The 13576-nt window shown below is 65.4% G+C and carries 12 protein-coding genes and 2 pseudogenes; 6 read left to right on the plus strand and 8 right to left on the minus strand.

What is annotated here, in order from left to right:
- Positions 1–243: 243 nt before the first annotated feature.
- Complete coding sequence (locus tag ACFYNL_RS35175) at positions 244–819, plus strand: hypothetical protein (RefSeq protein ID WP_388811021.1); 576 nt, start codon at positions 244–246, stop codon at positions 817–819.
- An 86-nt stretch (positions 820–905) separates the two neighbouring features.
- Entirely contained in the window at positions 906–1154 is a 249-nt protein-coding gene (locus ACFYNL_RS35180) for a hypothetical protein (RefSeq protein WP_388811024.1), read from the plus strand.
- A gap of 141 nt (positions 1155–1295) precedes the next feature.
- On the opposite strand, the pseudogene ACFYNL_RS35185 reads toward ACFYNL_RS35180, so the two are convergent.
- Positions 1296–2062, minus strand: a pseudogene (locus ACFYNL_RS35185) (transposase).
- A 182-nt stretch (positions 2063–2244) separates the two neighbouring features.
- On the opposite strand from ACFYNL_RS35185, the gene ACFYNL_RS35190 reads away from it, so the two are divergent.
- Entirely contained in the window at positions 2245–3327 is a 1083-nt protein-coding gene (locus tag ACFYNL_RS35190) for a hypothetical protein (protein ID WP_388811027.1), read from the plus strand.
- A gap of 23 nt (positions 3328–3350) precedes the next feature.
- Complete coding sequence (locus ACFYNL_RS35195; RefSeq protein ID WP_388811029.1) at positions 3351–4355, plus strand: hypothetical protein; 1005 nt, start codon at positions 3351–3353, stop codon at positions 4353–4355.
- 423 nt (positions 4356–4778) lie between these two features.
- Here ACFYNL_RS35195 and ACFYNL_RS35200 read toward each other — a convergent pair whose 3' ends face one another.
- The 3 genes from ACFYNL_RS35200 to ACFYNL_RS35210 are packed head-to-tail and all read right to left on the minus strand — an operon-like array spanning position 4779 to position 8932.
- Positions 4779–5321, minus strand: coding sequence for a DUF6262 family protein (locus ACFYNL_RS35200; RefSeq protein ID WP_388811031.1), 543 nt, complete (start codon positions 5319–5321; stop codon positions 4779–4781).
- A 3-nt stretch (positions 5322–5324) separates the two neighbouring features.
- On the minus strand, positions 5325–7796 hold the full coding sequence (locus ACFYNL_RS35205; protein ID WP_388811033.1) for a tyrosine-type recombinase/integrase: 2472 nt from the start codon (positions 7794–7796) through the stop codon (positions 5325–5327).
- Positions 7796–8932 carry a tyrosine-type recombinase/integrase gene (locus tag ACFYNL_RS35210; protein ID WP_388811036.1) on the minus strand — a complete coding sequence of 379 codons (1137 nt, stop codon included), beginning with the start codon at positions 8930–8932 and terminating at the stop codon, positions 7796–7798. The genes ACFYNL_RS35205 and ACFYNL_RS35210 overlap by 1 nt, the downstream gene beginning before the upstream one ends.
- A 167-nt stretch (positions 8933–9099) precedes the next feature.
- Between ACFYNL_RS35210 and ACFYNL_RS35215 the strand changes: the two are divergent.
- Positions 9100–10131, plus strand: a pseudogene (locus ACFYNL_RS35215) (helix-hairpin-helix domain-containing protein); the annotation flags it as partial.
- Positions 10132–10241: 110 nt separating this feature from the next.
- Here ACFYNL_RS35215 and ACFYNL_RS35220 read toward each other — a convergent pair.
- Positions 10242–10517: a DUF6355 family natural product biosynthesis protein gene (locus tag ACFYNL_RS35220; RefSeq protein ID WP_388811681.1), complete on the minus strand. Its 276-nt coding sequence runs from the start codon at positions 10515–10517 to the stop codon at positions 10242–10244.
- 253 nt (positions 10518–10770) lie between these two features.
- On the opposite strand from ACFYNL_RS35220, the gene ACFYNL_RS35225 reads away from it, so the two are divergent.
- Positions 10771–11370, plus strand: a complete 600-nt coding sequence (locus ACFYNL_RS35225; protein WP_388811038.1) for a 2'-5' RNA ligase family protein — start codon at positions 10771–10773, stop codon at positions 11368–11370.
- 57 nt (positions 11371–11427) lie between these two features.
- On the opposite strand, the gene ACFYNL_RS35230 is transcribed toward ACFYNL_RS35225, so the two are convergent.
- The 3 genes from ACFYNL_RS35230 to ACFYNL_RS35240 form a co-directional block, all read right to left on the minus strand.
- Positions 11428–12261: an alpha/beta fold hydrolase gene (locus ACFYNL_RS35230; protein ID WP_388811041.1), complete on the minus strand. Its 834-nt coding sequence runs from the start codon at positions 12259–12261 to the stop codon at positions 11428–11430.
- A gap of 120 nt (positions 12262–12381) precedes the next feature.
- The gene (locus ACFYNL_RS35235) at positions 12382–12939 is read right to left on the minus strand and encodes a TetR/AcrR family transcriptional regulator (RefSeq protein WP_388811043.1); all 558 of its coding nucleotides are present in this window, start codon (positions 12937–12939) and stop codon (positions 12382–12384) included.
- Between the two features lie 10 nt (positions 12940–12949).
- The gene (locus ACFYNL_RS35240) at positions 12950–13531 is read right to left on the minus strand and encodes a sugar O-acetyltransferase (RefSeq protein WP_388811046.1); all 582 of its coding nucleotides are present in this window, start codon (positions 13529–13531) and stop codon (positions 12950–12952) included.
- Positions 13532–13576 lie beyond the last annotated feature (45 nt).

The raw sequence follows: 13576 nt of genomic DNA on the forward strand, positions 1-13576 counted from the left end.
GCTAACTGGCCGAATCGATCGACCACTCGTGGAAATGCTATGCCGGGGCAGCGGGTCAACGCCGATACTGCGGGACCGGTTGATCGACGTGCCGCGCCCGCAGTTATCTAGGGTTCATCGGCTGTCCGAGCAGGTCAGCAGGCATCTGGAGTCGCTAGGCACATAAGGCACATAGTCAAGCCTCCGATCGGTCAGTACAGAGACGCTGTGGCAGCATCACCGGGCAGCGACTGAACTGCACCTATGAGACTGAACAAGAGCCGGAAGGCCCTCGCACTGGCGGAGAAGCACCTGGAGATCCTGGAGGAGCTCGTCGACGACCAAGAGGAGTTCCAGGACTCCTTCGTCGGTGCCATCGCCGTGATCCGCAGAGTCGGTCACGTGATCGAGTCCGAGTCGAAGACGTTGGGGCGGACGTCCAAGTTCGATCAGTGGTGGCGGCTGACCGCCGCCCAAGACCGTCGGTTCAAGTGCGTCAAAGGCGCGAGGGACCTGGTACTCAAAGAGGCGGAGGAAGCGGCCCAGGTCCAACACAAGGCTGGCGTCTCCGATACGCCGACGGTGCGCGTGACCGCCTACAACCCTTCGGTGATCACCGAGTCCCACATCGACGTCGTGAGAGAGGGAACCGAATCAGCGCGGTACACCTTCAGCGCGCCCTCGACGTCCCCCACGGACAGCGGCGCGGCTGCTGAGACCTACCCTCGAACATGGGTCTTCGCAAGCGGGGAATGCGCTGGCGAAGAACTGATCCCCGCGCTGCGCCGGTTCCTCACCTGGATGCGCGACGAAGCCATCCCCAAAGCTGAGGATGCCTGATCCCCGCGGTGCCAGCGACCCGCCGGGCCGTCAGCTGATCGGTGGCTCCGTCAGGTGGTCTGAACGAACCGCCGGATCGTGTGAGTATGCGGTTCGTTCAGACCGGCTACTGGAAGAGCGCGAGCATCGACGGCACGTGGCGGCCACCGGTATACGGGCCGCACGAGTACAGCAAGCCCGAGCACCAAGGCGTCTTCGTGGTCCCGGCCGAACGCCTCCACCAGGCTCTTCAGCGGACCCGAGCCAACTGGGAGGCCGCGTGCCGACAGTGGAACCGAGAGAACCCGGACTTCGCAGCAGAACTCGCCCAGGTCGCCGAACACGCGCGCCTTTGACGTGCCGTACATGCCTGACGAACCCCCGGATATCTGTAAGGCACGGACTGATCAGGCCCACTTGCCTTACTTGCCTTCTCTGAACTAAGCGTTGTCCCGTAAATGATCTACGACGTGTTTGGTGACCTGCCTGCTTCTGCATCAACCGGCGAGGGTGAGGTCGTGCATCCGGGCGATGCCGAGCATGGCGTGGTGGACTCCGTCGCCTTTGAGACGGCAGTCGCGGAGGATCTTCCAGGTCTTCATGCGGGCGAAGACGTGCTCGACGCGGGCGCGGACCTGTTTGTGGGACTTGTTGTGTGCTTCCTTCCAGTCCGGAAGGTCTTCGCCCTTGCGTCGGCGGTGGGGCATGACGAGCCCGGTGCCGGGAAAACCGCCGTCGGCGATCGTCATGGTGTTGCCGACGGCGGCTTTGGCACCGGATTCCTCCAGGCCTTGCAGTCGTTGCGGTTTCCGGCGAGAGGCCGGCCCACCACGACGACCAGGCGGGTGTCGGCGTCGATGACGACCTGGTGGTTGGTCGAGTACCGGTAGTTCTTGGACTGTTCCGCCACCGTGTGGTCCCGGATGGGGACCAGGGTGCCGTCCACGATGAGCACGGTGTCCTCGGCGAACCGCTTGCGCGGCTGGAGCGCGAGCATCGGCCCGAGGTGGTCGATGATGGGGTCAGCTGCCGACTTGGACATCCCGAAGAGCGGGGCGAGCTGGCGCATCGTCAAGTTCGTGCGCCAGTACGCCGCGACCAGCAGAGCTCGGTCCTCCAGCGGGAGGCTCCACGGCCGGCCCTTGCGGACCGCATCCGCACCCTCGCGCCGCAGTACGGTCACCAGCTTGCCGAAGAGGCGGGGGCTCAGCCTCGTGAACGGGGTTATCCAGGACGGCTCCGACGCCGTGATCACACCAGTCACATCAAGATCATCTCACCTGTTACCAACAGTTACGGGACAGCCCTTACCAGGCAGAACCTTGCGCCTCGCCAAGCCACAAGCCTTGGCCAAAGGCCGCATAACGATGGACGTTGAACGTGGTCCCGTGCTTCTATGCGATCAGCGGCGCGTGATCGGAGGCAGGTTTGAGGCAGTCAACGCGGGTGCTGAAGCGAAAGGCTCTGGCCTCGCTCAAGAGAATGACCGTCGCGTTCAACGCCATTGAGGACGATGGCCGAACTTCATCCGTCTTGCTAAGCCTCCAACATTCTTTCGAAATGCTCCTGAAGGCGGCCCTGGTCCACAACAATGTGCCGGTCTTCGACAAGAAACTCGGGCGGTCCATCGGCTTCGAGAAATGTTTGGAGCTATCTCGCCAGGAACCGAACATCAAGCTCACGGACGCCGAGGCGGGAACTTTGCGAGCAATTGATGCTCTGCGAGACGACGAGCAGCACTGGTTCAATTCAGTAAGCGAACCCATCTTGTTCATCCATGCTCGCGCCGGCGTCACGCTCTTTGATGACCTCCTGAATCGGGTCTTTGGGGAACGGCTAGCAGACAATCTCCCGCTACGAGTCCTCCCCATTTCCACGGAACCTCCGATGGGGCTCGATATCCTCATCGATCAAGAGTTCAGTCAGATCCAAGATCTGCTGCAGCCGGGACGTCGAGCAAGGAACGAGGCTCGAGCCAGGATCCGCACACTATTGGCTATCGAAGGGCACGCCTCGGAAGAGAGCCTCGTCAGCGAGAAGGACGTGGATCGAGTCGAGAAGGGAATAGCTCAGGGAAAGCCTAGGAATGCCGTCTTCCCGGCTTTGGAGCAAATCTCTACCGCGTTTTCTGGAGAAGGGCCAACGCTCACCGTCCGATTCGACCAGAAGGGCCCGCCGGTCAAGTTCGCTGACAGCGATTCGGACGCTGCAGCAATTCGAGAGATTGACCTGCAGAAGAAGTTTCATTGGTCGGCAACAGAGTTGGCGAAAAGGCTCAACCTCTCCCTGCCCAGGTTGCTGGCTCTGCGCCAACACCTAGGCATCGACGATGACCCGAAGTGCTTTTACGTTTTCGAGATGGGCTCGCAGAAGCATCCGCGATTTTCAGACAATGCCCTCAAGCTAATGAGGGAGTCCGTGAAGGCACTAGACATGGACGAGGTATGGGAGACGCACAAGCCAATAGGCAGAGGAAAAAGCCCTCGTGAGTGCCCCATCGAGGGTTGCGCCCAGTCCACGAAGAAGTGACCTTCTTGAGACCTGGAGCCTGGATGAACTTCAAGAAGCGAACCGTTATGCAGCTCGCCGACATGGTCTGCGGTAATACACCAGACGGCAGGAAGCACGAAGAAAACTATTTCAAGTACCGGAGCAGCATGTACTTGACCGAGTTCTTCGCGGACGTAGAGACAGACTTCCAGCACGACGGATCAACGCGCAAGATATGGGTGGCAGACACATTGGAGGTCATCCTGTCGGAGCCACTTGCCAGTGCGCATACCGTTCCGGAAACCTTTGCTCGCGTGATTTCTAGACTCATGGATCCCGATGATGCCACCAACGAAGGAGACGACCGATCCAAGGCACTAGCAGACTTGAACCGGGCGCTCGCGCGGGAAGGGCTCGAAGCATTCTACGGGGACGACAAGCAATGCTACTTGCGGAATTTGAAGACGAACACTGTACTCACGCCCTCACCCAATCCGCACCGCCCATTCACCAAGTCAGAAATTGAACGACGCGAGAAACTATCACGATACCTTGACAAAGCGTCGGAAGATGCTTTGATCGAGGAAGTACTACTCCCGCTATTTCGCCAACTTGGGTACCATCGCATAACTGCCGCCGGCCATAAAGATAAGGCACTGGAATACGGCAAGGATGTATGGATGCGATACACCCTTCCCTCCCAGCACTTGATCTATTTTGGACTGCAAGTGAAGAAAGGGAAGCTAGACGCATCCGGGGTAACCAAAGGCAGCAATGCCAACATGGCCGAGATCTACAACCAAGCCCTGATGATGCTCGGCCACGAGATCTTCGATCCCGAAATCGGCAAACGTGTCCTTGTGGATCACGCATTTATCGTGGCTGGTGGAGAAATAACTAAGGCTGCCCGGAACTGGTTGGGTAACAAGTTAGATGCTTCTAAACGAAGCCAGATCCTTTTTATGGATCGCGACGACATCCTGAACCTGTTCGTCGTCACAAATCTCCCATTGCCGGACGCCGCTTGGCCTAGCGGAACCAATTACCCGGCCGAACCTCCTTTCTGAGTCGCAACAGAATCAGAGGTCCTGGTCTCGGAGGCTTGCTTGGCGTGAGCGCCCTGGCAGGTGTACGCAGGGCAGGTCTTCTGGCCGCCAAGGTCTGGGACAAGCATCACTCACAGTTGGAGTCAGATCGTTCCGAGAACGAGTGGTCAGCTTGTGATCGCGTCACGCACCCCGCGCTGTCGCCAATGTCGCTAGCGAGTGAACCAAGATAGTTTATCTGTGGGGCACGGACTTCAGCGACCACTTGCCTCAACATGCCTAACGGCTCCTGAGCACCCCAGATAACGTCATAGTTCAGTCCGATGCGTGCGGGCTGATCGGATACAACCTCATCGCTTGCTCGCCTTGGTCACTCTGGAAGAGCCACACCCAAGAGCGATGGCGCGTCCCCGAGTCTGGGGAGGCGCCATCATTCATCTTTGGTTAGTCGGCCTGGTTGAGGGCTCTGGTCAGCTCGCGATTTGCCGCTCGCGAGGCCTCCAGATCCTCCAGGGCCTCCTCGAGCTTGAGCTTGAGGTCGCCCTTCTCTTGTTCAAGCTGGACGACTCTCTTCTGGATCTGTTCGACGCTGTCGGGGGCGCCCAGACCGGAATCCCTCCAGGTCTGCTCGCCCATCAACTGCGACAGGCGTTGTTCCAGGAGAGTAATCCGGCCCGTCAGTCGCGCATTGCGCTCATGGGCGGCGGCCAAGTCTGCCATCAACGAGGCCCGCGAGACCGCCGCTCCCACCGCAGCGCCTCCGGCTGGCGTCTGCTCGGCTGTGTGGATCTGCGTCAGGAGATCTCGGTGGCGGTAGAGGAACGTGCGGTCCACCCCCGCTCGCCGGGCCACTGCGGTCACCGACACCTCCTCGCCTGAGGCCTGGAGATCGCGAAGCGCCTGGCCAACCCGAGCGCGACGGCGCTCGGTGTCGGCTTGGCGGCCAAGGACCATCGCTTCGCTGCGACGGGAGCCGGGCTTGCTCATCGGTCAGGGCCTCTCCGGTCGAACGTCTGGCACCGGTTGGCCGACGCGGGGCATGCCGAGCATGACAGCCCGACTTTTGCGGATGGTCACCATCGCCTCCTGTACTCGGTCCTGCTCGTCCATCTCAAGCTCAGCGAGTGATTCCTTCACGTTGGCGATCAGACGGCGCACTCTACGGATCTCGTGCTCTGACGGCATCGCCTCGGCCTTGGCCCACTCGTCCGCGGTGGTCAGCGCCGCGATCCGCTCGCGCGTCTGAAGCAGATCGGACAGGTAGCGCTCCAGGTCCGGAAGGTAGGACACGTCGGTGTTGAAGTGGTCGCAGCCCACGCACCGGAACCGGATCGGGCACTCGCCCCCACCGGCCTGGACGTTGAATGGCTCCTCGCAGGCGCCGAACGGCACCGGGACTGACTCCAGGCCCCGTCGCAAATGCTCGGATTCCATCAACTGGCGGGCCTCGCGCCAGATACGGTTCCCGTGCCGGTCGAAATGGAACCGCGCGACCGTGTCAACCGCCTTGCGGGTTCGCTCCTCCGTCACCCTGTAATACCGGCGTGTCGACTCCAGAAGATCATGATCCATCAGCTTGCGGAGCTGGTCGATCGGCACGCCCGCGTCAGCATGGCGCTGGGCATAACTATGCCGGTACGCATACATGACGACCTTGGACCGGTCGAACTCCGTCTTGCCGTCCTCCATCAGCAGCGGAGGCATCTCGGCGACCCACTCCGAGTGGCGGTCCCCAACCGTGCCCATCGCGACCGACCGGGTCCCACGCGGGTTGCGAATCGGGGCCGGCAACAGCACCAGCTCCGACAGCGGAGTGTCCGGGAACCGCGTACGAACTCGACGTTGCTGATCCCGGATCACGTCGACGGTGGCCTGGGCTATTGGCAGACGAATGCCCAGGCGGTTGCACTTGATGTTTGTCCAGATCAGCTCGTGCTTGCCTTTGGAGTCCGTGGCCAGGCAGTCCCACTCCAGCTTGCAGATCTCATCGGGCCGACGCCCAGTGTCGATCATCAGGTCGATGGCCACCCGGACCTCACGCGAGGCCATCTTCTCCAGCCCGTCCAGCTGCCCGCAGACCTGCCGCATCACCACCGCCGGCAGGTCTCGGGGCTTCTTGCGCTTGTCTTCCTTCGGGATGTCCGACTCCCGCAGCGCGAAGTCCTCCGAGACGCCCTCCATCGGGCCGCCCGGGCGTGACGCACCGAGCGCGCGGGTGCGGTTGAGGAGCTTCCGCAGCATCCGCAGGGTGTTCCACCGCAGGTTCTCGGTCATGTCGGCGTCGTGCTGGCTAACCTGGAAGCTCAACCGGCCAAGGAAGTTCTCGATGTCCGCCCGGTCAACGGCGGTCGGGATTTCACCACGGTCGTCGCGGAAGGCCCGCAAACTCTTCGACAACCGGCCGACCGCGCCGATATGGGCCTGCAGGAACCGGGTCGCGTTCTTGCCATAGTGACGCGGCAACTCCTCGACAATCCACATCATCACCGCCTCACGCAGCCACTTCTGGGTGATACCGGTGAAGTCCAGCACTCCGCGGTGACCCCACGCCCGAGCGTCCCAGCGGTCCGGCTTACGCCGTTCCACCTCCGGGTCCAGGAGCGCGTGAACCACATGATCCCGCAGCAGCCGGGCATGAATGGCCGCCGTGTTCTTCTTGCCCGTCCGCTCGCTATCGGGCACGTCCATCAAGGACCAAAACTCCTGCCGGCGAAGCCAGTTGACCGTCGACCGCAACTTCTGCGGCGACACCTTCACCTCCTGTCCAATCCGCTCCTGCAACGCGAACAGCACCTCGACGACCAGCAGCGGTGACAGCCCCAGCAGCGGCACCACCCCCGGACTCGTCAGCGTCGGCGCCTCCGTCCGGGCCCAGCGTGCCTCGTCCGAGGCCTCCGGCTCACCGTCCCGCACCAGGCGCTTCCACTTCGTTTTGTGCGCCTGGCAGTACGGGCTCGTGGTCAGCTCCCGCTCGCGCGAGCACGCCACCACGCCGCAAATCCCCAACGGGGGCATCGGTTTGACCTGCGGGTGCGCGAAGAATTCCTCCATCGACAGACCCAGTTTGCGAAACCGCGAGCGGTGCGGCCCACACAGTTTGGACACCGAACTGCTCCACATCCGGGCGCAGTTCAGAACCGAACAGCGGTCCCGAGGCATCTTTTTCTCCGCCTCCGCACTGCCCAGGAACTCGTCCAGGGACAGTTTGGAACGGTTCCACCTGTCGTGGCAGAGATTGCACAACCCCGACGTCAAGATTGCCTCGGCAGAGCAGACGGTATTGACGCACGGTGTCCACGCCAGCAGCGGGTGCCCCGGCGGAATCGTCAGCGTCAGGCCGTCCTCGTCCCAGCCTGCCGCCTCCACCAGGAACTGGGGATCCAGGAGAGCTCTGAACCGCTCCACCTCCGGATCGGCTCCGCCGGAACGCTTGCTCTCACGTACTTCGGCGAGTGTTGTCATCACTGGCCCGCCCTGTCCGTGGTCAGCAGCCGCGGTGAGGGAACCCGCTCGACAACATTCCTCAAGGCCTGCGGATCGGGGTGCAGATAGGGGACAAGCGACTCGGGCGAGTCGTGCCCCATCAGCTCGGACAGCTCATCCCAGTCAGCTCCCGCCGCCCGCGCGTTACTGGCAAAGGCGTGACGGAGCTGATGCGGCCGGACCCTGCGTGCCAGGCCAGCCCGCTCGCTGAGCGCGGTCATCAACTCATTGACCGCTCGCGGCGGCATCGGTGCCCCCAGCGGCTCCCGCTGCAGGTTCACCAGCACGAAGTCGCACGCATCGGCCGCGCGGCAGGCGATCCGCTCCATCACATAACGGTCGTGCGCCTGCACCAGCAGCCGATCGACCGGGACCACCCGCTCGCGGCGGGACTTGGCCCACGCTCCGTTCGGGTTCAGCTCGCGCCGCACCACGTGCAAGTGCGGTCCGGCCACCGCGCAGCCCAGAGACACAGAACTGAGCAGGAAATGGATGTCTTCTCGCCGCAGCCCGACCAGTTCCCCCCGGCGCAGGCCGCCCCTGCCCATGAAGAGGAGCATCATCCGGTCCCGCGCCGTCCGGCAGGCCCGCAGCAGCGCGAGGATCTCCTCATCGCTGGCCCGGTCCACCGGTCGCTTCGGCTCCTTCATCCGGTGCCGTACTCCGAGACGGACCCCCGCCGTCGAGCCCTCGCCCCTTGCCGCGGCCGGCAGATCCGCCGTTGAAGCCAAGTCGAACAGGACCGGCAGTACCCACTGCGGCGCGTCACCGTGTGTCACCGCGTGCGCGACCATCCCACGCACCGCTGTCAGTACCCCGTTGACCCGTTTCTCACCGCGCGCTGGCTTGCGCCCCGGCCCGACCATCAGCGCCGCCCCCGGCGACGGCTCGATGCCCGACATGCCCTTCGGCGCGTGCCGCAGCCACGTCATGAACAGGCCCAAGTCCGGTGCCGCAGTGCGCCAGTCCCTGTCCGTGCGCAGACACCAGCGCAGGAACAACGCGAGCGCGTACGCGTAGGTCTCCGTAGTCGACTCAGCCTTTCCCTTGCCGAACCGCACATGCTGCAAGAACCGATCCGCAGCCGCCACTGGAACGAACAGCTGGTCCAACACCGTCCAGTACCTCTGCCCTGAAGGCAAGGTCACAGGAAACGCTCTCAACCTGGTGCTCTCTCTCAACTGATGTACGCCATGCAACGTGAGCTACACCCCGACAGGTGTGTTGCGCACCGAATCTTGAGAGACTGTCATGCCACGTCACACCACAGAACATCACCCCCTACAAAACTCTCCACAACCCCGCCGACATCACCCGCCGCGACCTGCGTCTGGGCGACCAGGTGATGGTGCACCGCGCCGGTGACGTCATCCCGCGCATCGAGGCCCCGGTCGCCCACCTGCGCACCGGTGCCGAAGTACCGATCGCCTTCCCCGAGGTGTGCCCGCGCTGCGGGTCGGCCATCGACACCAGCCAGGAGCGCTGGCGGTGCGAGCAAGGCCGCAACTGCCACCTCGTCGCCTCCCTCTCCTACGCCGCGGGCCGCGACCAGCTCGACATAGAGGGCCTGGGTGCCACCCGTGTCGTCCAACTCGTCGAGGCCGGCCTGGTCACCGACCTCGCCGACCTGTTCACCCTGACCCGCGACCAGCTTCTCGGGCTGGAGCGGATGGGTGAGACCAGCACGGACAACCTGCTGGCCGCTCTGGCCACGGCGAAGACGCGGCCACTGTCGCGGGTGCTGTGCGCCCTCGGTGTCCGTGGCACCGGCCGCTCCATGTCCCGCCGTATCGCCCGGCACTTCGCCACCATGGACAACATCCGCGCCGCCGACGCCGACCAACTGCAGCAGGTCGAGGGCATCGGGGTCGAGAAGGCACCCGCCATCGCCGCCGAACTCGCGGAACTCGCCGAACTGATCGACAGACTCGCCGCGGCCGGGGTGAACATGACCGAGCCCGGCGTCACCTTCCCGCCGGCGGACGCCACCACCGCCGACGACACCACCGCCGACACCGGCGCCGGGCCCGCCGTGACCTCCCCCCCGGCCGCCGCGGGCCCGCTGGCGGGGATGACCGTCGTGGTCACCGGCGCCATGACCGGACCGCTGGAGAACCTCACCCGCAACCAGATGAACGAACTCATCGAACGGGCAGGCGGCCGCTCCTCCTCCAGCGTGTCCAAGAGGACCAGCCTCGTGGTCGCCGGAGAAGGCGCCGGATCCAAGCGCGCCAAGGCGGAGGATCTCGGCGTTCGCCTCACCGCACCCGATGAGTTCGCGATCCTCGTGGCCGACTACCTCGACGCATCCTGACGGGAGGTCCCGCGCCGCCGCCCGGGGGTCGGCAGGCAGAGCGCCCGGGGCCCGAGTGCGTACCCGGGCCCCGGCCCGCAGGGCCGTGCCCTACGCGGGGCGGCCTGCCGTCAGCACGTGCGGCCGACGTAGTGAGCGCCCTGGATCTTGTCGGCGGAGCCCAGCCAGGTCTTTCCGGGCGCGACGCACCGCTCGTAGTCGGGCGCGAGGGCGACCCGGACCTGGATGATCACCCGCGAGCCGTCGGAGGTGCAGTGGTTGTACCAGGCGTCGGAACTGGTCTCGTAGAAGCCGCACGGATCGGCCGCCGCTGGGCTCGACTGGGCGGTCACCGCGCCGAGGGACGTGAGCACGAGAGCGGCGGCTCCGAGAGCGCCGGTCACCATACGACGAAGACTCAAGGGAACTCCTTGGCCAGTGGCGGCAACAGGCCGTGAGAGCCCTCGCTCGCCGATGAGTTGGATACGGCACAAGGATGGCGGCGTCCCTCGGCGCCATTGATCGGATATCGGGCCGTTCACCTGGTGAATCGTTCGTCCTGTACGTCGATGGGATGATCTTGCTCCGGGTGCCGGTTCCGGGCCGAACAGGCTGGGTACCTGCGGCGCACTCGCGGTCTTCTTTTGCGACCATGACCGTGTGGACGGTGATGCGGCCTTCGGCACCGGCGATCCCCGGGGCGCGCTCGACGTGGCGCCCACGGCCCGGACGGCCGTGGCGTGGCTGCCGCCGCGTGAGGTCTGGCCGGTGATCCAGGACATCCGCTGGGAGCACGACCCACAGGTACGGCGCTGGCCGCCGCATGTGAACCTGCTGTTCGGCTTCGTGCCCGAGGAGGAGTTCGGCCGGGCCCTCCCGCTGCTCTCGGCCGGGGCGGCGGCGAGCAGGGCGTTCCCGGCGCGGCTGGCCGGTGTGCGGTACTTCCGGCACAGGCGCTGCGCGACGGTCTGGCTCGATCCGGCGGCGGCCGGCCTCGCACCCTGGACCCGGCTCCAGCGGGAACTGCAGCTGCGGTTCCCGCGCTGCCTCGCACGCGGTGGCCGTTTCACCCCGCATCTGTCCCTCGGCCGCACCCATGACCCGAAGCGCCTGGCAACCGAGTGTGCCGCCCGGCTCGGCACGCTGTCGGCGGTGGTCGGTGAGGTGGTCGTGCTCTCCCGGCGGGACGAGGACCCCATGACGCCCCGGGCCGTGATCGAGCTGGGCACGGGCGAGATCCGCCACCCGCGCACGCCGTGAGGAGTACGGGACCGGGCGGTGGGCGAGGGAGTCCGCCGCCGTACGGACGGCCGCGAGTCAGGGTGACCGCTGGAGGAAGGCCATGAGCGCGGCGGTGAGTTCGGCAGGCGCGTCTTCCTGCACGAGGTGGCCCGCACCGGCGATCGGCTCGAAGTGCGCTCCAGGGATGCGGGCGGCGAGTTCCCTGCCTTTCGCCAGGGGGATCCAGCTGTCGTCCTCGCCCCAGCACACCAGAGTGGGGATGCCGATCTCGCCGTACCGGTCCTGCACCTCGTCGGTGTACCGCTGGTCGGCCTGAGCGATCTGCCGGTAGAAGGCCGCCTGGCCGAGGTCGTCGAGCCAGGGCCGGACGAGCCGGTCGAGCACGTCCGGACGCAAGCCGGGGCTGCTGGCGGAGCCGACGTACTCACGCACGAGTGCGCGGTGCAGCGGGGGCGGCAGCTGTTCGAAGACCTCGGAGTGCGCGCCGACGAGCCGGAAGAACGGGGAACCCCACGGGGCGAGCGCCACCGGATCGACCAGGGCGAGCACACGGTAGCGGGCCCCGTGCAGCAGATGCGCGCGCAAGGAGAGGGCACCGCCGAAGTCGTGGGCGACCACCGACGGTTCTTCAAGGCCCCAGTGGGCCAGCAGCTCGGTGAAGATCCGGCTCTGGGCGGCGAGGGAGACGTCCTGGTCGGCGGACTTCTCGGAAGCCCCGTAACCGGGCATGTCCCAGACGAAGACATGGTGGCTGCGGGCGAGTGCGCGGGCGATGCCGCGCCAGACGTACGAGGAGAACGGGGTGCCGTGCAGGAGCACGACCGGATCTCGGCCGGGTGTGCCGAGGCTGCCCCAGCGGACGTCGCCCGAGGTGCTGTGGAAGGTCTCGGGCAGGTGCCATTCGGTCACGGTGCGGTTCCTTTCGGCTGTGTGCGTGCCCCGGGCCGGTGAGCGGACCGGTCGTCGGTGATCCGCGTCGACCGTGGTGACGAGGACCGTGCTCTCGTCGTACCCGCGCCGCACGGGCGGTCAGGGGTGTCGCTTGCCGGTTGTGGTGATGCGGGCGATGGCCTCCAGGGTGAGAGCGCGGTCATGAGGCTCGCGGGACAGCGCGCGGTGCAGGGTCAACCCCTCGATGAGAGCGTCGAGTTGGCGGGCGGTGTCGGGGTCGAAGTGCTTCTCCAGGTGGATGCGGCTGCGTCGCATCCATTCATGGGTGAGTTCACGGTACGCGGGCCGGCGGGCGGCGAGCGTGTACAGCTCCTGGGTGAGCACCAGGTCGCGGCCGCCGCCTTCGGACAGGGCGTGGACGAGGTCGGCCACCGCCTGTCGTGCCTGGTCGGGGTCGGACGGTGCGGAGAGATGGGTGTCGAAGACGGCGACGATGTGGTCCGTGAAGTGCTGGAAGGCTTCCCGCAGAAGCGCGTCCATACCGCTGAAGTAGTACGTGGTCGACCCCAGCGGGACGCCTGCACGTGCGGCGATCCTGCGGTGGGAGACGTGCTGGATGCCTTCCTCCGCGATCAGGTCGAGGGCGGCGGTGAGGATGCGTTCGCGGCGCTGGGGGTCGGTGTGTCCGGTGGCCATGGCGCGTGGTTCACAGGGTGCGGACGGGGCGCGCGGGGTTGCCGACGGCCACGGTGTTCGCGGGGACGTCCTTGGTGACGACGGCACCGGCACCGATGACGGAGTTGTCCCCGACGGTGACCCCGGGCAGGACGATGGCGCCGCCTCCAAGCCAGACGTTGTCGCCGATGGTGATGGGTCTGGCGGCTTCCAACTTGTCGCGACGCGGCTGCGGCTCCAGCGGATGGGTGGGGGTCAGCAGCTGCACGCCGGGGCCGATCTGGCAGTCCTCGCCGATGGTGATGGCCGCGACGTCGAGTGCGGTCAGGTTGTAGTTGACGAAGGTCCGCGCCCCGATGCTGATGTTGCTGCCGTAGTCGACGTACAGCGGCGGCCGCACGTGCGCCTCCTCGCCCAGGGAGCCGAGGAGTTCGGCGAGGATCAGCTGTGCGGCCTCGACATCCTCGGCGTAGGTGGCCTGGTATCGCGCGGCCAGGCGCACGGCCTGCTGCTGCCTGCGGGCGATCTCGGGGTCGTCGGCGATGTAGAGGTCACCGGCCAGCATGCGCTCCAGGTTCGTGCGCGGATCCTGCGCGAAGTAGTCCGTCGGCATACGGGCGAGCGTACCTCCGTGAGTGTACGAACGTACATTCCCCGG

This window comes from Streptomyces sp. NPDC007808 (assembly GCF_042868655.1).
Taxonomy (GTDB): Bacteria; Actinomycetota; Actinomycetes; order Streptomycetales; family Streptomycetaceae; genus Streptomyces.